Source organism: Verrucosispora sp. WMMA2044 (assembly GCF_027497155.1).
In the GTDB taxonomy this organism is placed as follows: domain Bacteria; phylum Actinomycetota; class Actinomycetes; order Mycobacteriales; family Micromonosporaceae; genus Micromonospora; species Micromonospora palythoicola.
On record NZ_CP114913.1, the window covers coordinates 3,240,658 to 3,260,633 of the forward strand.

At 69.5% G+C, this 19,976-nt stretch carries 10 protein-coding genes; 2 read left to right on the top strand and 8 right to left on the bottom strand.

Annotated features, from left to right (window positions below; translation table 11 throughout):
• Window positions 1-408: 408 nt before the first annotated feature.
• Genes O3597_RS14720 through drmD form a run of 3 tightly spaced genes read right to left on the bottom strand, consistent with a single transcriptional unit; the run spans window position 409 to window position 9,479 of the window.
• Window positions 409-2,130 carry a hypothetical protein gene (locus O3597_RS14720; RefSeq protein ID WP_281601492.1) on the bottom strand — a complete coding sequence of 574 codons (1,722 nt, stop codon included), beginning with the start codon at window positions 2,128-2,130 and terminating at the stop codon, window positions 409-411.
• Between the two features lie 18 nt (window positions 2,131-2,148).
• Window positions 2,149-6,291, bottom strand: a complete 4,143-nt coding sequence (locus tag O3597_RS14725) for a DNA methyltransferase (RefSeq protein WP_281601493.1) — start codon at window positions 6,289-6,291, stop codon at window positions 2,149-2,151.
• The gene (drmD, locus tag O3597_RS14730; protein WP_281601494.1) at window positions 6,291-9,479 is read right to left on the bottom strand and encodes a DISARM system SNF2-like helicase DrmD; all 3,189 of its coding nucleotides are present in this window, start codon (window positions 9,477-9,479) and stop codon (window positions 6,291-6,293) included. Before drmD ends, O3597_RS14725 begins: the two co-directional genes overlap by 1 nt.
• 243 nt (window positions 9,480-9,722) lie before the next feature.
• On the opposite strand from drmD, the gene O3597_RS14735 reads away from it, so the two are divergent.
• On the top strand, window positions 9,723-10,103 hold the full coding sequence (locus O3597_RS14735; protein ID WP_099846484.1) for a hypothetical protein: 381 nt from the start codon (window positions 9,723-9,725) through the stop codon (window positions 10,101-10,103).
• Window positions 10,103-13,684 (top strand): AAA domain-containing protein, encoded by a 3,582-nt coding sequence (locus tag O3597_RS14740; protein ID WP_281601495.1) that lies wholly within the window; start codon window positions 10,103-10,105, stop codon window positions 13,682-13,684. The genes O3597_RS14735 and O3597_RS14740 overlap by 1 nt, the downstream gene beginning before the upstream one ends.
• An 88-nt stretch (window positions 13,685-13,772) precedes the next feature.
• Here the strand turns inward: O3597_RS14740 and O3597_RS14745 are convergent, their stop codons facing one another.
• The 5 genes from O3597_RS14745 to O3597_RS14765 all read right to left on the bottom strand — a co-directional run bounded on the left by O3597_RS14745 (window position 13,773) and on the right by O3597_RS14765 (window position 19,913).
• Entirely contained in the window at window positions 13,773-15,176 is a 1,404-nt protein-coding gene (locus O3597_RS14745; protein WP_281601496.1) for a transcription antitermination factor NusB, read from the bottom strand.
• A complete protein-coding gene (gene fmt / locus O3597_RS14750; RefSeq protein WP_210829929.1) occupies window positions 15,173-16,099 on the bottom strand; it encodes a methionyl-tRNA formyltransferase in 927 nt (308 codons plus the stop codon). Before fmt ends, O3597_RS14745 begins: the two co-directional genes overlap by 4 nt.
• Before the next feature lie 4 nt (window positions 16,100-16,103).
• On the bottom strand, window positions 16,104-16,664 hold the full coding sequence (gene def, locus O3597_RS14755) for a peptide deformylase (RefSeq protein ID WP_164445161.1): 561 nt from the start codon (window positions 16,662-16,664) through the stop codon (window positions 16,104-16,106).
• An 81-nt stretch (window positions 16,665-16,745) separates the two neighbouring features.
• A complete protein-coding gene (locus tag O3597_RS14760) occupies window positions 16,746-17,726 on the bottom strand; it encodes an AAA family ATPase (RefSeq protein WP_164445162.1) in 981 nt (326 codons plus the stop codon).
• Between the two features lie 270 nt (window positions 17,727-17,996).
• Window positions 17,997-19,913 carry a primosomal protein N' gene (locus O3597_RS14765; RefSeq protein ID WP_281601497.1) on the bottom strand — a complete coding sequence of 639 codons (1,917 nt, stop codon included), beginning with the start codon at window positions 19,911-19,913 and terminating at the stop codon, window positions 17,997-17,999.
• Between the last annotated feature and the right edge of the window lie 63 nt (window positions 19,914-19,976).

Consider the following 19,976-nt stretch of genomic DNA (forward strand, 5'->3'; position numbering starts at 1 on the left):
CGTACTGGACAGTGGCTATCCGTCTGGTTTCAGGTGAGAGTGCTTCCGTCTCTACCTCAGCCAGCCTTCGACCAGATGGAGATAGCCGAGTACAACGAATCCTAACTTTCACTTATCAGAATGTCCCTAAATACATACACAGGCCGAGGAGCCGACCTCATCTTGGAACCGCGAACCTCAGCCTTGTAGGACTGAAGCCCCAGAGTCTAAGTGGCTCATACTGGACCGACCGGCTTACTTTGGGAGATCTGAGTTTAAACATAATTAGCAGGAGAACCGATTATGTGGCGGCAGAGGATGCTCCATCCAGGACGACGCCCGAAACCGAGTAGCCCCAGCCAGATGCTGACGATCACATCCTCGAATTATTGACGAGATACAAAGATTGCCCCATTGCGCCTATCGGCCTCAAGACAGAAACCTCTCTTCATCCATGCGAGGGTCCGCCTCGAATTTCGGTATGAACATCTCTTTAACTGCTACTTCGGTCACGGCTTGAGCCAGCCTATCGAGTGCATCGTTTACCGCATCACACTGGCGGGCCGAGAGGTAGAATTTATGCTCTCGAAGCACTCTTAGCGTCGTGGATAGATCTTCCAGCCCGTGATCTCCAAGAGTGGAAACTCCCGCAAGATGATGGAGGCGTGATACCAGATGCTCGACTAACGCCCGTTCAACCCTCGACGGGTAAGACGGAAGGATGTCGATAGAGCCGTCGGTGCTGTACACAACAACTACCGCGCTTGAAATGCCTTCGCTCGTCGCTCTTTGCGTTCCGAGGTAACGGATAGGATTGTTGTATCGGCTACCCCGGGCCGGATCCCCCATACCGGACGCTACGCCATCGAGGATCACGCCAATTGCATGGCAGCGTCCCTCTGGGTCGACGAGCACTGCGCCATCCATTTCCGTCAATTGAGTCATAGTCTCGTCATCAATCGAAGCGGGGTGCACTGCCCATGCCTGGGGAGCAAGACGGAGCGCTTCTTCCGCTGCATTAGCTGCGATAATAAGCATCGCGCCATGACGATTATGACGTGCAGCGCGAGCCAGCCTCAAAAGAGCATCGATATCAGCTCCCGGAAGCAGCCAGGAAACCCTGTCGACAATTCCAGAAACGTCCAAATCTGCGGCGATCGGCAGTCGAGCTATCCCGTCTTTTACCTCCAAAATAACCCGATCACCTTGTCGCAACTGCCAAGATCCACGCCCCACGAAGTCTATTCTCGTAAGTTCCGCCGATTCCTGCACGGAAGTGTCTATTTCACCGACACCATAAACTTCCGCTTGATGCAGAAGCAGAACCTTACTCTCCGTGGTCACCTCCATCAATTTTCGGATCGCATGCCGCCTTTCCATGGAAACAGGCGACAGAAGATGAAGGTGAACCTTAATACTACGCAACTCTGGGTTTGCGACAGTGATGACCCCTTGTCCGACTCTTCCTTCATAGGGAAGAGACGAGATGCTACTCAGCAGCATGTCACTATCACGTCTACCGTGGAGACCAGATGGGTCCAGTGCATCCGCCACAAGGTTGGCCGCTGCCGCGCGAGCTAATTCGAACCTCTGGATCGACAGAGAATGGATACCGTAGCCATCAGGGTCGGCCGACAGAAAAAGCCACGCCCGGTGCAGAAGTTGGCGAATTAGGCCAGAGACTAGGGAGGAGGCTATTACGGCACCACTGCTTGTGGTACGACAAAGTTGTGGAACGCGATCGATAGCTACAGCGGGTGCGGCCAGTGCAGCGTAGACAAAATACTTTCCTACAGTGGCCGACTGGGGCGCTACGAAAAAATACCAAGGCACGCTTTTCTGGCGAGAGTTCAGGTTTTCTTCCAGAACAACGCTGTACTTGTTGTCGGGTCGCACAGCAGGCTCCAACCCATCCACGGAGCCAACCTTCGCTTCGATGTCTGCGAGATTCACGTGCGGGAACACCGGGTCTGCCCTATGTAATTTTCTAGCCGAACTTCCATCGAGAATCACTAAGGCATCATCTTCCGATTGCGGCAGGGCTATGAGCGCTGCGCGCATTTTCCCACCAAACCCGATTTCTTTCAGCGCCGCGTCAGCCGCAGCTTCGAATAAATAACGGAAGGCAGATTCCCGATCCCAGATCACCATATGGTCAACCTATCGTCGCTAGAACAGAGCATCCGGTAGGGGGAAGAGACCGTCGTCCAGCGTGGGCTCCAGCGCTGCCGAAGCCTTGTCGGTGCGAGGACGCGAGGTCGTCCTGGTCTGCCTTCGTGGCTTGCGTCGGGTGGCGGCTTGTTGGGGCCGCTCCTCCTCGTGGCGTTGGTGGTTGAGTTCGAGCAGCAGGTCCAGCACGTCGATCTGGGTGGTCGGGTCGATGGTGAACCGGGTGCCCTGCCGGGTCCGGTGGAACCCGTGCCCGAGCGTGAGGTCGAAGCCGTACGCGTCGGCCACCGCCTCGTCGATCTCGACGTGGATCTCCCGCAGCCGTTGGATATCCGCGCTGGTCACCTGCTCGTCGTGGACCAGGTTGTAGAGCTTCGTCAGCCCCAGTTCCCGCCCCAACATCACCGAACGCCGATACGAGTCCAACTCCGCCCCGATCCGCCCCATCCGCTCGGTCGGCTTCGGTTGGGGAAAAGTCTCAACGCATCTGGACGGCGTGTATTGGAGATCACCGGTGCGCGTCGATGAGTACTTCCATGCCCACTGGACATGGATCTGAGAGTTGATAAGTGAGAGATTCTCGGGCCGATCCGTGGCGAAGGCTACAATTTTTTCATTCAACACCTGCTTTGTGGGCACGAAGGTTGCGGCCGCAGTGCTGCTAACACGGGAAATGACAAGAACTCGGTTTAGGTGTGCTATCGCCGAATAAAGCTCTGGGGCCAGCCTGGTGAATCTCCACCAAATATCGCGACGCCTGCGGTCGTTGTTCGTTGCCCGGAATGGTTTGACCGTCGTTTCGATAATAGCAAAGCAGTCGGGGTATTCCTGAGCTTTTTCTAGTGGCCAGTCGTGGAAGTTGATGACCCAGTGGCGGGTCGAGTAGTCGGGGTAAGTGTTTAAGTCCTTCCCTGTGAGGTAGGGAAAGAGAACGTCCGCGTTGCGAGGGTTCTTCGCGATCAGCGCTTGCGCTTCTCGGGGTTCGAGTAGAAAGCCTTCGCCCAGGACGTTGGACCCATGGAAGGATAAGTTGGAATTGGCGGTCAGGCGGTACGGGTTGCCGGTGACCCGGGAGCGGGCGTCCAGCGACGGGGTGATTCCCGGAACCGGATGTCCGTCGAGAATCGGCGTTTCGTCGTCGGCCGGGTGGCCGACCCAGAGCAGGGAAACCTCCAGCGAAGCGGTACCCGGCCAGGGCTGGGACTTGTTCGCTCGGTAGACCGTCCAGCCCATGTCCACGACCTGGTCGAGACCAACCTCCCGGGTGTCGCCCTGGGCGATCGTGTTGGTGGCGATGATGCCCACTCGCCCCTTGCCGGTGACGCTGAGCTTGCGCAGCAGGAAGTAGGAGCACAGGTCGGCGCTTCCCCGCTTCCCCCGGCCGATCCGCTCGACCAGGTATTCGCGTACGTCCGGCCCGATCGCCCCGGTCAGGCGCTGGCCGCCGACGAACGGGGGGTTGCCGATGACGGCGTCGAAGCCGGTGCGGTTGACCACCTCGGGGAACTCCAGCGGCCAGTGCAGCGGTCGGATCGGTTCCGGGCGGGAGCCGCGCAGCCAGCCGGCTACGGTGATCGAGACTCGCTGGGCCAACTCCGCGTCGTTCGGCCCGTCGAGCAGGCGGTACACGTCGTCGCTGATGCTGAGCAGGCGGTCGTCGTACTTCGTCTCGGTGTCGTCGGTGTCGTCTTCCGGGTCCCATGGGCGGCGCTGGGGGCGGACAGCGGTGGAGAGCGCGGCGCCGACCACCGCGTCGGCGGCCAGCCGTAGGCCCTCGCCGAGATGTTCGACCTCGGCGAGCTTGGCGGCCTTGTCGGCGGCGTCGCGGGTGTCCTCGACCACGGTCGCGCCGATCGACTCGCGCAGCGCGGTCATCTCGTCGACCGTCCGGTGTAGCCGGTCGACCAGGTCGCCGAAGAGGCGGCTGTGTTGGTAGCGCCCCATGCCGGGGTCCAGGTGGAAGGCGGTGAGCTGATCGAGGTTGGTGATGCCGACCAGCGAGTCGCCGCAGCGCAGCGCGTGGTCGAGGAAGCCGAACGGCTTGCCCTTGGCCAGGGTGACCAGCCAGAGCGACAGCTTGGCCAGCTCCACCGCCATGTCGTCGCGGTCCACCCCGTACAGGCAGCGGGCGGCGACCAGGCGACGGGCCGCGAGCAGCAGGTCCTCCTGGTCCGGGTTGCCGTTCGCCAGCTCCGACAGCTCGGCGGGGAGCCCGTCGCGGTGCCAGGCCCGCACCAGCACCTCGGCGAGGTAGCGGCAAGCCGCCACCAGGAACGCGCCGGAACCCATCGCCGGGTCGAGCACCTTCAACGTCAACAGCTCGTCGGCGGTCTTGGCCCGCCATACCCCCTCGTCGGTGACGTCCTGCGCCGGACCGGGGGCGAAGCAGAGCGGGGCGAGGGTGTGCCGGACGACTTCCTCGGCCAGTTCCCGAGGGGTGTAGTGGGTGCCGGTGTTCCGCCGGTCGCCGAACTGGGTGAACAGCACCGAGCCGGCGGGGAAGACCGTGGGCAGGTCGCGCAGGTCGGTGCGGAGCAGCCCCCAGTACGGGCGTACCCGCTCGGTCAGGTCGGCGTCGTTGTCGCAGGCCGCGTGCAGCGCGGCGAGTTGGTGCGGCGCGGGCGTCGCGGCCAGGGCCTTCTCCACCTGCCGGGCGGTGAGGTCGCAGCGGGCGACCAGCCAGACGCGCAGCTCCGCCTCGCCCCGGGCGGCGGCGGCCTCCAACTCGGCCAGCGGCAGCTCCGGCTCGCGTTTGCCGAGCAGCCCGACGTACGGCTCCTGCACGCGGGCGCAGGAGAACTCCAGCAGGCCCTCGTAGACGTGGCCGAGCTGCTCCACGCCGAGGCTGGAGTAGCTGAGCTTCTCGGCGGCCCTGCCCCGGTGCCGCAGCACCAGCAGGGCGTCCAGCATCTCGTGCACGACCCGGTCGGTGACCGCCGCGTCGACCAGCCACCCGAACCGTTCAGGGTCGAACAGCGACCCGCCGTGGGCGGGAATCCGCAGGTCGGGGTGCTCGCAGCCGCCGTGCACCGCGGCGAAGAGGGCGAGCAGCCGAGGCCAGGCGGCGGTACGCCGATCGCCGACCTCCTCGCCGTGCAGGTCCCGGGCCGCACCGAGCTGACCGTGCAGGGTGGACGCCGCGTACGCCTGCGCGTAGAGCGGGTCGGCCACCGGCAGCAGCCGCTGCTCCTCGGCGTAGAGCAGGAAGACCAGACGCATCATCACGGTCAGCGCACCCCGGTAGATCTCCCGGTCGCTGACCTTGCCGAGCAGCAGGCCCTCGGACTCCCGGTCCAGCCGGGCCAGCTCGCCGACGAAGAGTTCCACCGCCCGGCGCACCTGGTCGCCCAGGGTGGTGGTGATCTGGGTGAACGCCTCCGCGCTGCGGGCGAACAGCGCAGCGAGGCTGCTCGACGGACGGCCGTCGGCACCGGTCGGCGGGGTGAGCACCCGGGCCGCGGCGAGCAGGGTGGCGAAGGCGCGCAGCAGCGTTGGCTCCTCCAACCAGAGGTCGGCGTCGAAGACACCCACGCCGGTCGGCTCGCCTCGGCGGGCGTGCACCAGCGCCCAGTGCTGCCCGTTGGTCACCAGCGCCAGCGGCACGCCGGTGTCCCGACAGAGCTGGGAGGCCTGTTCGACGGGGGCCGGGCGGTCGCCCCGGGCAGCGGTGAGCGACGTGTCGAAGGGCAGCCGATGCACGTGCAGCCGGGCCGCACTGCCGCCGCCGGGTTGCGGACCGGAGAGCACCACGTCCGGCCGGAAGCCGTCCGCGCCGGTGACCCCGACCGCACCGTCGGTGCGCGCACTCGCCGGGTAGCGCAACAACTCCCCGAGGATCAGCTCCACCCAGGCCGGGCCGAGTAGATCCGGGGCATCCTGCACCTCCGCCCAGCCCTGGCGGATCCGGTCCCGCACGTCGGTCGGCACGGTGTCCAGCCCGTGCGGCAGCGTCTCGACGAGCACCGGCACCGTCAGGAACGGCCCCTCCGGGCGCAGCAGGCCGAGCCACTCGGCGTGCTGCTCGTCGATGCGCTGTGCGGGCGGCCCGGCCGGCCGACCGGTGGCCCGACGGTTGGGGCCGGCCGCGCGGTTCGAGCCGGCCGCGCGGGACGTTCCTCGGGACTGGCGGGGGATGGCGGGCATCAGCGGGCACCTCGGGCCAGGGACGCGGGGACCAGGAAGGTGACGGCGGCCGGGAACCAGCGGGCCGTCGGGTCGGCGTAACGGCGGCGCAGCGCGTTGCTCTCCCGTTCGCGCTGGGCCGGGATGTCGCGCAGCCGGGCGTGCAGCGCGTCCCGGTCGGCGTGCAACTGCTCGCGCTCGATGGCGAACAGAGTCGGCTGCTCCCAGTGCGGCTCGTCAGCGAGCTTGCCGCGGATCGAGGTCTCCAGCTCGGTCAGGACCGCGCCGATCGCGGTCACCTCCTCCTCGCAGCGGCGGGCGAGCAGCCCGTGCAGGCTGCGGGCGCGCTGGTCGGCGCGGGTGCCGAGGGCGCGACCTAGTGGCCCGGTCAGCGTCGGCCACAGCTCGGTCAGGCTCTGCCGGACCTGCTCGGCGGGGACCTGGTCGGTCGCGGCAGCGAGCAGCGCCTCCAGGTCCTCCTGGCGGGCCCGGACGAGCTTCCCGCCCTCGATCAGGCCGCCGGCGGTGACGATCTCCTCGTGCAGTCGGGTGCCCTCCGCGCCGGTGAGCACCACCCGGCCGTGGGCGACCAGGGCCGGGGTACGCAGCAGGTCACCGGGGACCACCCGGGCGGTGACCCGGCTGAGCTTCGCACCGGCAGACCCGGCGTCGCCCCGGGCCTGCGCCCACAGTTCGGCCCGCAGCAGGCGCAGGCACATCTGCACCAACCGGTGCCCGAGGTGCAGCAGCACCACGTCCGTCCGCCCCGCCGCCGCGTCCGGATCGAAGGTGATCGGCCGTTCCCGCCCAGTGACCGGGTGCAGCAGCCCGTCGTTGCGGGCGGCGGCCCACGCGCCGGGCAGCTCAGGCAGCCGGAACCAGTCACCGGACGCGCTCGCCGGGGTGGGCGCGTCGATCAGGTCCCGGCGGTGGGCCAGACGCAACCCGGTGCGGACCACCCGTTCCACGGTGGCCGGGGTGAGGTTCAGTTCCGCCCGGCTGCCCTTCAGCGTCTCGGTGAGCCGGTGCAGGTCCCGGGCCAGGTCGCGCTCCACCCGAAGCCGGGCGCGGCTCGCCCGTCGGTCGATCTCGACGTCAGTGACCCGCCAGTCGGTCTGCTTGCCGGTCATCTTCTGCTCGACCTGGGCAGCGATCACCTCACCGGCGCTGCCCAGGTCGGTGCGGATCGCCTCGACCTTCTCCACCGCCAACCGCAGGAACGCCAGCTCGTCCTCCAGCGAACCGGTGGTGTAGTCGACCTGCTGCCAACCGGCCGGCACGAAGTGCAGCACCTCCACCCGGGCGGTCCGCTGACCGTGCCGGTCGATTCGGCCGTTGCGCTGCTCAAGGCGGTTGGGGTTCCACGGAATTTCCCAGTGCAGCAGCCGATGGCAGTGCCGTTGCAGGTTGATGCCCTCGCTGGCGGCGTCGGTGGCGAGCAGAATCCTGACGTCGTCGAGGTCGGGGTGCTCGGTGAAGACGTTCTTGACGTGTTCGCGCTCGTCCGGATCCTGCCCGCCGTAGAGCAGAGCGATCCGCTCCGGTGGGTACCCGGCGCTGAGCAGGCGGTCGTGCAGCCAACGCTGGGTGTCGCGGTACTCGGTGAAGATGATCACCCGTTCGGACTGCCACTCACCGTCGGGCCGCACGATCGGGTCCAGCCAGCGGTGCAGCGCTGCCAGCTTGGCGTCCGGTCGGTCCTGCGCCGAGCGGGCCCAGGTGCGCAGCTCGCCCAGCAGTGCCCGTTCCTCGGCGGAGAGCGGCGCAGCGTAATGCCGGACAGCGGTCAGGGCATCGGCCTCGGCACTGCCGTAGGCCGCGTCGTCCTCGGCTGTCTCGGCCAGCCGGTCGATCACCGGTTGCAGGACCTTCTCGCCGGCCGCCCGCTCCGCCTTGCGCACCGCCCTGTCGTCGGTGGTGTGGTCCCGGGCGGTCATCGTCGCCAGGTGGGTTTCCACGGTCTCGGCGAACGCCTTCGGCGAGGAGAAAAGTCGACGTTTGAGCAGAGTGGTGACGAAGTCGGCGGCGATCTGTCCGGCCCGCCCGTCGGCGTTGGCCCGGCGACTCGCCGCGTACCGGCTGAGCAGGTCGTGTGCGTGCCGTTCGGCAGCCGAGTAGTCGACCTCCAGGTAGCTCAGGTGCCGTGTCGGAAACCGGGGTGTGCCGTCCCATCTCGGCGGTAGTTCGCTCTTGAGCCGCCGCACCATCACCCGGGCCAACTGCTCGTCGGTCGGCTTGACGCCCCGGGCGAACCGCTGGTCGTCGAGCAGCTCCAGCAGCGCGGTGAAAGACTCGGTGAAACCGTTGTGCGGGGTGGCGGAGAGAAAGAGCCGGTGCTCGCAGTGCGGGGCCAGGGCCCGGATCGCCTTCGTGCGGTGCGAGTCCACCGCGTACCGGCCCCGGCCGGACGGTGCGCAGGTGTGCACCTCGTCCACCACCAGCAGGTCGACGGCGCGCGGATAGCGCGGCGTTGCCGGCAGCACCTCGCGGAGCAGCCGCATCGGCCGGTCCCGCTTCAGCCAGTCCACGCTGACGATCAACCGGGGGTAGTGCGTCCACGGGTTGGTGTAGAGCCCGCGGGCCCGGCGCAGCTCCCGGAGCAGGGCCGCGTCGACGATGCGGAAGTCGAGGCCGAACTTGTCGCGCATCTCGTCGCGCCACTGCCGGGTCAGCCCGGCCGGACAGACGATCATCATGGTGCGGGCCCGATGCCGCAGCATCAGTTCCTGCATCACCAACCCGGCCTCGATGGTCTTGCCGAGGCCGACGTCGTCGGCGATGAGCAGATTCGTCCGCGGCATCGACAACGCCCGGACCACAGGGTCGAGTTGGTAATCCTCGATCTCGATGCCGGAGCGGAAGGGTGCCTGGAGGGCGGTGCGGTCGGCCGAGGCGATCGCGCCCCAGCGCACGGCGTCCAGGAACGCGTCCAACTGCCCGGGGTCGTCGAACCCGTTGCGGGGGTCCGGCAGCGTGGCGTTGTCGTGCACCCGCCGGCCCGGCTCCAGCTCCCAGACCACCCGCAACTCCTCGTCGCGGGCGTCGTCCTCGATGCTGACCAGGGTGGCCAGGTGCGGGGTGCGGCCGGTGAAGACATGTGGGTCGCCGCTGGTCACGTCACTGCGGACCACGTCGGCGACGACCCAGCGCCGGTTGCGTACCGTGACGAGCTGGCCCGGCACCGGAGGATTGTCGGTCGCCATGGTCATCCGGGTGCTCCTTCAAGCCCGTGGGGCGTCGCCGCTGAGTCATCGAACGCCACAGGTGGGCAGGCGGCGTCCGGACAGCAGGCGTGAAGGTTAGTACACGACTCCACATCGGAATAACCCATGCTCCATGTAGGAGCGCAAAAACCTTGTCAGCAACGGGCTTTCGATCAATAAGTTGACAGAAGCAGGTTTTGACGGTGCCTTTTCCGTAGGTTGGTTCGCGCCGCTCAGTCAGGAGGTTGGATGTCTCACGTCCGCATCCGGATCGCGTTCACGCCGCTCGCCGACGACGACGAATTCGTCCTCGGTGAGCTGACCGACGAGCTGGCGGACGACCTCCGCGAGGTCGGCGATGTTTCTCGCGTCGAGCGAGCCACCGTCGACCCGGCTGCCAAGGGCGTCGCAGAGCTGACGCTCGGCGTCGTCACCGTGCTGGCGGGCACCGAGCCCGGCTACGTGCAGGCGTTGGTCGACGTTGTCCTGGCCTTCCTGCAACGCCACACCGGCCGCCGGGTGCATCTGCGGGTCGGTGACATCGAGCTGACCATCGACCAGCCCACCCACGCACAGACCGACGAACTGATCAGCACGGTGCGGGCCGCGATCGACCGGTCCCGTCCCTGATGGGCCGGCACGCCCTGCTGCTCGGCACGGCCACCTGCCACGTCGACCGAGCGCTCGCGCCCCTCCCCTCGGTACGACAGGACGTTGCGCAGCTCAAGGCGGTGCTGGACAGCGCGGGCGAGTTCGACAGCGTCCGCGCCGAACTCGACCTGCCAGCAGCGCGCCTACGGCAGATCGTCGAGGAGTTCTACGGGGTGCGGCGCACCGGCGACCTGGCCCTGCTCTACTACTCGGGCCACGGGGTGATGCACCCTGACGGTCAGTCGCTGTTTCTCGCGGCGACCGACACGGTCAGCGGGCAACTGCACGCTACCGCCTTCGACACCGACGGCATGCTGCGTCATCTGCTCAACGATTCCAAAGCCAGCCAGAAAGTCGTCCTCCTCGACTGCTGTTTCTCCGGTGCGTTCACGGCCCGGCACCGTTTCCGGGGCGGTGTGCGGGAAGAGCCACGCCGTCTCAAGCGGCAACGTGGCACCTTCATCCTGACCTCCAGCACGCATCAGAAGGCGTCAAAGGCGCAGGGGCCCGACCGCCCGTCGGTCTTCACCGAGGTGCTTCTTGACGGCCTGCGCGGTGCGGCCGAGGGGCCTTCCGACGATGGGTGGATCACCACCAACGACCTTTCCCGGTACGCCCCGACCGAGATGGCCCGACGTCGCCAGCACACGCCAGTCGAGTCGAGTGAGGGCGTCACCGAGCCGATCCGGCTGGTGACGGCCCCGGGTTCCGCCGCCGCCGCCCAGCAGGTCACCGCCGTCACCGCCAGTCCGAGGGACGAAGCGCCGTTCGACGCGGACCAGTGGCGTCGTCTGGTGACCTACTACATCAACTGCATGCAGCGGTCGACCGTGCTGCAGTCGTTCATCGATCCGCAGGCAAGCACGACGTACGTCGCGGCACCGCCGGGTCCCGAGGTCGTCTTCACCTCGGAAACGCCCGTTCAGCTCGGCGGTGCGGCGGCCAGACTCGCCGCGCGGGCACGCGCCGACGGCAGGGAGATCCAGTACGGCTATCCCGTCGTCGCGGTTCGGCCGGCTCGGCAGAAGCCCCTCCGGCTCGCGCCGCTGCTGGTCTGTGATGTCACCGTCGGCGCGGACGACGTCCTGCACGCCTCCTTTCCGCCCCGGCCCAGTGCCGCGCTCGTCGACCTGTTCCAGCTCTCCGAGGTGGAGGCCGACGAACTGCGGCTCCGCGTCGAACAGGCATTTGCGCCGGGAGACCCCGCCTCCCTCGCCGCCACCGTTGACGTACTCGTGAAGACGTTCGGGTTGAGCCCGGTTACGGACTTGGATCCGGCCAAGCTCGGCGGCACCATCCGCCCGGGGCCGGTGAACGGGGTACAGAACGCCGCGATCCTGTACACCGTCGACGCCGCCGAGTCACCACAGCGGCAGCTCGTCGACGACCTGCGGGGCATGATAAAAAATCCTCGGCTCATCGAGCGGACGGCGCTGGCTGCCCTGGCGGTCCGCCCGGACGAGGCAGCTGCGGCGCCGGTCACGACGGTGGCGATGAGCCCGACGAACGAGGCCCAGGAAGAGATTATCCAGGCGGCGATGTCACAGCCGTTGACCGTGGCCCAGGGGCCGCCGGGCACCGGCAAGAGTCAACTCGTCACAGCCCTGCTGGCCACCGCCACCGCCGCCGGCCAGAGCGTGCTGATCGGCTCGACCAGCAACCAGGCCGTCGACTCCGTGCTCGACCGGGTGACCGACCTGATCGGCCCGGGCCTGCTGCTGCGGACGGGCAACAAGGACCACCGTACGCAGGAACCGAAACACGTCGCCGACATCCTGACGGCGTATCCACCGACGGAACGGCCAACCACGCCGGAGAATCGGACGCCCTGGCACGATCTGCGACTTCTGGGCGAGGAGGCCGCGAGCCTCCGTAAGACGCTGGACGAGTGGCGGCTGCTCGAACGTGACCTCGCGGAGCTGGCCGTTGAGCGTGAGATCGACCCCAGCCTCGATGCGGCGCCGCTGCCCACCGACGACGCGGCGCTGGTGCATCTCGTCCAGCTGACCGATCGGGCCCTCGCCAGCAGGTGGTTCGGTTGGTGGTACCGGTGGCGGCTGCGGTCATATCAGGTTGCGGATCGAGACGCCGCCAAGGCGCTCGCCGCACGGGCGGTGATCGAGCTGCGTTGGCGAGAATGCCTGCGACGCCTCGCTGAGCTGCCCGACGCCGACGTTGCCTGGCGGCGACTGGTCGACCTGATCGGCACCGAACGGCCCGCGCTCAGCATCGATCTGCTACGGGCCCAGATCGCCCGGCGGGTGGCGGCTGGGGCACGCCTGCTCCAGGACCGGGCCGATGAGATGGCCAAGCCACAGTCGGACAGTTGGGCCTACTTCCCCGAGTTGCTCCGAGTGCTGCCAGGCTGGGCAGTGACCGCTCTCTCCGCCCGGCGCTTGAAGCGAAGCCCGGCGATGTACGACCTTGTGGTGATCGACGAGGCAGCACAGTGCACAATTCCCGCGATCCTGCCCATGCTCTATCGTGCCAAGCGGGCCCTGCTCATCGGCGACCCGCGTCAGCTCGCACCCGTCGTGGACCTGCCAGAAAGCGACGACGTCACCGAACGTGCCCGAGCGGAACTGAGTACCGGATGGCTCACCACCCGCCGACTGACCTATACGGCCCATTCCGCGTACGACGCGTTCGCCACCGCTGCGGGCGCGGCGCATCTCCTCGACGAACACTACCGATGCCACCCGGACATCGTGGAAGTGCCGAACCGCGAGGTCTATCAGGCCCGGCTCACCGTGCTCACAGATCCGAACCGGTTGGCCGCTCCAGCCAATCCCGCGGTCCGTTGGCGCGACGTGCCCGGACAGTTCAACCGTGACACAACCGGCTCCGGGTTCAACCAGATCGAGATCGGCGCGGTCGTCGCCGAGGTGACAGACCTGCGGGTCACGTACCCCGATGTCTCGATCGGGGTGGTAACACCGCTTGCCGCGCACCAGCGGCGCCTGGCCGCGGCCCTGGGTAGCGCCGGCCTTACCGACAACCTGCTCTGCGCGACGATCCACAAGTTTCAGGGCAGCGAACGAGACATCATGGTCGTCTCGCCGGTCGGGGCGCACGGCACACCGGACCGCACCCGAGGCTGGCTGGTACACCAGACCAACTTGTGGAATGTCGCCATCACCCGGGCGAAATCTCAGCTCGTCGTGGTTGGTGATCGATCGTGGTGGTCGGGCCAACGCGGCCTGCTGACCGCCTTGGCGTTGGCCCAGGATGTCGCCGACACCCGACCGGATGCCGCGACAGCGCCAGCGGATCGACTACACCTTGCACTTCGGGGCACCGGTTCAAGCGTGCGGCGCGACGTTCCCGTGGCCGGGCAGGCGGTCGACTTTGTGGTTGGGCTCGGGCACGTCGAACTGGCCGTCGTCGTCGACGATCCAATGGGCAACCCCGACGGCCGGGGGCTGCGCCGGGTGCTCGCTCAGCTCGATATCACACGTGGTTCCACACCTGTCCGCCGGGTGCCCGCCTGGCGCTGCCTCTCCGAACCGGATCAGGTGGCGGCAGAGTTGATCGACGACCTGCGCCGCTCCGAGCCGTAGCAGCACGACAGACAGATCGACGTCGTGCTGCTACGGCCGCATCAGATGTGCCACGAGCCGGACCGAAGCCGTCCTGCCCGACTGTCGCTCAGGTGCGGCGGAGCAGGGCGAGGAACATGGCGTCGGTGCCGTGCCGGTGCGGCCACAACTGCACCGTCGGCCCGTCGCCAAGCCCCGGCATGCCGGCCGGCAGCACCGTACGGGCGTCGACGAAGTCGACCGGCACGCCGCTGCGGCGGGCCGCCTCGGTCACCGTCACGTGCGTCTCCACCGTGTGCGGCGAACAGGTCACGTAGGCCACCACCCCACCCGGCCGGGCCGCCCGCAGCCCGGCGGCGAGCAACTCACGCTGCAACCGGGTCAGGGCGGACAGGTCGGACGGCTGACGCCGCCAGCGCGACTCCGGGCGGCGGCGCAGCGAGCCGAGCCCGGTGCACGGCGCGTCGACGAGCACCCGGTCGAAGTGTTCCTCCGGCAGTTTCGGCTCGGCGCCCACCAGCCGGCCGTCGGTGTTCAGCACGGTCACCGGCAGCCCTCGGGTGGCACCGGCGACCAGCCGGGCCCGGTGCTCGGCCACCTCCACGGCGGTCAGCCGGGCGTCCCGCTGCGCGGCGAGGGCACCGAGCAGACCCGACTTGCCGCCCGGACCGGCGCACAGGTCGAGCCATCGGCCGTCCGGGCCGTCCACCGGTGCCAGAGCGAGCGCGTTCGCGACCAGCTGGGAACCCTCGTCCTGGACGTGGGCCCGGCCGTCGGCCACCGCCGCCAGCTCACCCGGCGCGCCACCGGCGAGGTAGACCGCGTACGGCGAGAAGGCACCGGGCGCGCCGCCCACCTCGTCGGCGAGGTCGACCGGGTCAATCAGGCCGGGCCGGGCACACAGGTGCACCGGCGGCCGCTCGTTGTCCTCGATCAGCAGGCGGGTGGTCTCGCCGAGGTCACCACCGAGCGCCTCGTTGAAGGCCCGCACGATCCACTGTGGATGGCTGTAGGCCAGCGCGAGGTGACCGATCGGGTCGCTCTCGACCGCCGGTGCCAGTCGGGTCACCCATTCGTCGAGGTCGCGGGTGGCGACCTCGCGCAGCACCGCGTTGGCGAAACCGGTGGCACCCTGACCGACCGCCCGGACCAGGTCGACGGTGGCGGAGACCGCCGCGTGCGCCGGCACCCGGGTGTGCAGCAGCTGGTACGCGCCGATGCGCAGCGCGTCGCGGACCGGCGGGTCGATCCGCTGCACGTCCCGTCCGGCCGCGGCGGTCAGGACCGCGTCGAGCGTGCCGAGATGACGCAGGGTGCCGTAGGTCAGTTCGGTGGCGAAGGCGGCGTCCCGGCCGAACAGTCCCGCGTCGGTCAGGATCGCCGGCAGCACCAGGTTGGCGTACGCGTCGTCGCGGTGCACCGCCGCGACCGCCTCGTACGCCGCGTACCGTGGCCGGTCGACCGGCGGCCGCCCGCGACGCTCTCCGCTGCGGCGGGCGGCGGTCTCCCTCACGCGAACTCCTCCCCGGCGCCGACCCGGGCACCGCGCGCCCAGTCGGTCGCCGGCATGGCCCGCTTGCCGGCCGCGCGCACCTCGCCGAGGCGCACCGGGACGGTGGCCGTGCCGGCCAGCACCCGCGCCTTCTCCACGAGCAGCTCACCGGGCTTGAGGTCGGGCGCGTCCGGTGCCGGGGTGACCGGGCCGAGCTTCACCCGCTCGTCCCGGAAGGTCGTCCACGGCCCGGGAGCCGGGGTGCAGGCCCGGATGCGCCGGTCCACCGCGAAGGCCGGGTCACCCCAGCGCACCCGGGCGTCCTCCACGGTCAGCTTCGGGGCCAGCGAGACTCCGTCGGCCGGCTGCGGCTCGGCCCTGGCGGTGCCGTCCTCCAGCGCGTCAAGCACCGCGACCAGCAGTCCGGCGCCGCTGTGCGCCAAGCGCTCCAGCAGGTCACCGGAGGTGTCCCCGGGCCGGATCTCGTCGGTGAGCGTGCCGTAGACCGGGCCGGTGTCCAGCCCCTCCTCCAAGTGGAAGACGCTGGCCCCGGTCAGCTCGTCGCCGTGCAGTACCGCGTGCTGCACGGGTGCGGCGCCCCGCCAGGCCGGCAGCAGCGAGAAGTGCAGGTTCACCCAGCCGTGCCGGGGAATCTCCAGCGCGACCGGCGGCACCAGCGCGCCGTAGGCGACCACCGGAACGCAGTCCGGCGCCAGCTCGCGCAGCCGGTCCAGGAACTCCGGCTCACGCGGACGCGCCGGGGTCAGCACCTCGACACCCCGCTCGTCGGCCCAGGCGCCGACCGGGGAGCGGACCAGCCCCCGACCACGCCCGGCGGGCGCGTCCGGCCGGGTGACCACGGCGACCAGCTCGTGCCGGGAGTCGGCTACGGCGGCCAGGGCCGGAACGGCGACGGCCGGCGTACCAGCGAAGATCACCCGCACCCGGTCACCGCCCCAGACCGAAGGGGCTGCCGGCGGCGTGCGGGCTCAGCTTGACCGTCGGCGGGGCGGCGGCGTCGTACCACTCGGCCTGACGGATCGCCTTCATCGCCTCCTTGCGACCGGCCGGATCCAGCCGGTCGAGGAAGAGCACCCCGTCGAGGTGGTCGGTCTCGTGCTGCACGCAGCGGGCCATCAACCCGGTGCCGACGATCTGCATCGGGTCGCCGTAGCCGTTGAAGCCCTTGGCGATCACGTTCTGCCGGCGCTTGGTGTCGAAGTAGAGCCCGGGAATGGACAGGCACCCCTCCGGGCCGTCCTGCTCCTCCTCGTCGGGAAACTCCAGCACCGGGTTCACCAGGTGGCCGAGCACGTCGTCGACGTCGAAGGTGAACACCCGCAGGCCCACACCCAGTTGCGGCGCGGCGAGACCGGCGCCGCCCTGCTCACGCATGGTGTCGGTCAGATCCTCGACGAGCTTGCGCAGCTCGACGTCGAAGTCGACCACCGGATCGGCCGGCGTGCGCAGCACCGGATCCCCGAACAGACGGATGGGCTGGACGGTCACGCGGGTTGGCTCCTTCACGGCGGGACGGTAGTGCCGTACCAGTCTACGGACTGCCGGTGGCCGCGCCGGCCGGCGGCAGGCTCAGCCGGCGGGACTCTCGCCGGCGAGCACCGCGTCGCCGGCGAGCAGGGCGTGCTCGGGCAGCGGCAGGTGCAGGTCGTGGGCCGCCTCCCAGTCGTGGATCACGCTGGGGCGGGCCTGCGCGACGAAGTAGTCGATCGCGCTCACCCCACCGACCACCGGCTCCTCGACCTCGGCGACCAGCCGGCCAGCCACCAGCCGGGAGCCGCTGCGCAGTGCGGCGCTGAGTCGGCGGTGCCCGTTGACCACGAAGAAGTACTCGCCGGTGTACCCGATCTCCAGGGGCTCCAGGCCGGTCTCACCGTCGGCGGCGGCCTCGCTGGCGTGGGTCGGGTCCCACATGCCGCGCAACCCGGTGATGTCCTCGGTCGGGTAGACCCGGCCCGGGTCGAGCAACAGCAGCGGCGGGGTACCACGCAGCACCTCCGGCGCCAGCCGCCCCTCGTACGCGTCGACGATGCGTTCGATCACCTCGTCGGCGGACGCCCGGGTGGTGTCGCAGATCAGGTCGTAGTTACGCAGCCGGGCCTTGTCCACGCCGTACCGGACCAGGAACCGGCCACGCTCGCTCTCGCTGCGTTCCCTGAGCTTCGCCTTCGCCTCGTCGAGTGAGGTGTAGCTCTCGGCCGGCCCGGAGGGGCGCAGCAGGACCCGGCGGGCGGCCTCCCCCGGCTCGGTGATCATGTGCACCTTGAGGGCGTCGGTGAAGAAGTGCCAGGCCAGCCGGGAGTCCATGACCAGGCTCTCCCCGGAGGCGGCGATGTCGCGCTGGAGCTGGTCGACATAGCCGTCGACGGCCTGGTCCAGCTCGGCGTGCAGATTCAGCTGGAGCGCGGTCATCTGCCGCTCCTGGGCCATCTTCCGGTAGAGGTCACCGACGCTGACCCGGCGCAGGCCGAGCCGCTTGGCGATCTCGACGGAGACGGTGCTCTTCCCGCTGCCCAGGTCACCGTTGAAGACGATCGACTGACGAACGGTCACGACTTGTCCACCCCTGATCACCGGCCGGTTGAGATCATCGATTGCCGCGCCGGACCGACGCGGTACCCGCAGTCGTCGCGCCGCCCTCGGACATCTCCAGCCCGACCTGGAGTCGCCGTACGCACCGGCATGACGGGCGATGCTACCACCCCGTGCGGGCCGACCTCCGGGACGCGACCCTGAGCGGGCGAGTCGATACTCACAGTCATGATCGGGTAACATATCGCATCGATTGGGACACCAACCGGTACCCTCCGTCACCGACTGCGGTCAGAACAGCGCGAGCGGATCGACCTGGATGCGGACCGGTTCGGCCGCCTTGCGGGCGCTGCGCACCCCGGCCGCCGCGTGCAGCGCACCGGCCATGGCGGCGGCCCTGGCCCTGGGCACCCGTACCAACATCCGCTCCCGCTCGCCGTCGGCCGGCACCGGACCGAGCAGCTCGGCCCCGTCGGGCAGCCGTGCCTGCGCCAACAGGTCGGCGACCGCCACCGGCAGGCCCGTCACGCTGGCCATCCGCATCGCCGGGGGAAAGCCCAGCTCCCGCCGCTCGGCCAGCTCGCGGGCCGCGAACCAACCGGCGTCCCAGCGCAGCAGCGCCTGCACCGGTGCGAGCGCCCCGTCGGCGACCACCACCACCCGCCCCCCGGCGGAGGCCGGCCGGGCCAGGGCCGCGGCGGCCGTCCAGCGGCGCAGCGCCTCCTCCCCGGCCCGCAGGTCGGCACGGGTCAGCAACGCCCAGGTGTCCAGCAACAGGACCGCGCCGTAACCGTTGGTCGCCACCGGCTCGGCGCCCGGGGTCGCGATCACCAGACCGGCGCCACCGGGGACGTCGGCCAGCACCTCCTCCCGGCCGGAGGTGCGCACCGGCACCCCCGGGAAGGCCCGCCCCAACTCCTCGGCGGTCCGCCGGGCACCGGTGACCGAGGCCCGCAGCCGCCGCCCGCCACACCGGGGACAGGCGTACGCGGCAGCGATCCGGGCGCACCAGCGGCAGGCGGGCGACCCGCCGGCCGACGGCAACGCGAGTGGGCCGGCGCAGTGCGGGCAGCGGGCCGGGGTGCGGCAGTCGGCGCAGGCCACCGAGGGCAGGTAGCCGCGCCGAGGCACCTGCACCAGGACCGGTGCCTCCGCGCGCAGTGCCTCCCGGGCGGCGGTCCAGGCCAGACTCGGCAGCCGGGCGGTCGCCGCACCGGGATCGCGGGCCAGTTGCGGGTCGTCGCCGGTCGGCACGATCGCTGGGGTACGCGCCCGCAGCACCGCCCGGTCGGCGATCACCTCGCGGGCCCAGCCGGTCTCGACGAGCAACTGCGCCTCGGCGGTCCGGGCGTGGCCGCCGACGAGTGCGCCGGCCTCCGCCAACTGGGCCCGGGTGAGCAGCACCTCGCGGGCGTGCGGGTAGGGGGCTCGCGGCTCGGCGTGCAGATCGTCACCGTCGTCCCAGATGGCCACCAGACCCAGCCGGTCGACCGGGGCGAACATGGCCGCCCGGGTGCCGATCACCACCGGGGCGTCGCCGCGACGGGCCGCCAGGAACGCCCGGTACCGCCGTGCCGGACCGAGGGCGGCCGACAGGCAGACGTGCCGGCCCGCGCCGAGCCGCGCGGTCAGCGCGGCGTCGAGCCGATCCAGGTCACGCCCGTCGGCGACCACCACCAGCGCCCCCCGGCCAGCGGCCACCGTGGCGGTGACGGCGGTGGCGTAGCGAGCCGCCCAGTCCTCCCCCGGCAGCGCCGACCACACCGCCCGGGGAGAGCGCCCGTCGGCCAGCGCCCGCAGCAGCGCCGGCCCGGCCGGGTAGTCGCGCCACCCCTCCGGCTCCGGCGAACCTGGCGGATCGGTGGGTGCCGCATCGCTTCGCGGGGCGTCGGCGGTGGCCTCCTTCTCCACCCGGGCGTGCCGGGGTGGCACCGCCAGCCGCAGCACGTCGGCCAGGCTTCCGGCGTACCGGTCGGCGACGACCCGGGCCAGCCGGGCCACCTCCGGGGCGAGCACCGGCACCGCAGAGACGACCTTGTCCAGGTACGCCAGCTTGGGGTGGTCGGATCGTTCGGTCCGCTCCAGCAGCCAGCCGTCGACGAGTTGACCGGCGAAGCGCACCTTGACCCGTACGCCCGGCACGGCGTCGGCGGAGAGCGCCTGCGGTACCAGGTAGTCGAAGGGACGGTCCAGGTGGGCCAGGGGCACGTCGACGCAGACACGGGCGACCGGCGACCCGTCAGCGGGCCGCCGGTCGTCACGCCGGGTGGT

Coding starts and splice junctions, on each gene's coding strand:
- O3597_RS14740 (WP_281601495.1), top strand. CDS start 10,103: ATGGGCCGGCACGCCCTGCTGCTCGGCACGGCCACCTGCCACGTCGAC.
- O3597_RS14725 (WP_281601493.1), bottom strand. CDS start 6,291: ATGCCCGCCATCCCCCGCCAGTCCCGAGGAACGTCCCGCGCGGCCGGC.
- O3597_RS14720 (WP_281601492.1), bottom strand. CDS start 2,130: ATGGTGATCTGGGATCGGGAATCTGCCTTCCGTTATTTATTCGAAGCT.
- drmD (WP_281601494.1), bottom strand. CDS start 9,479: ATGACCATGGCGACCGACAATCCTCCGGTGCCGGGCCAGCTCGTCACG.
- O3597_RS14735 (WP_099846484.1), top strand. CDS start 9,723: ATGTCTCACGTCCGCATCCGGATCGCGTTCACGCCGCTCGCCGACGAC.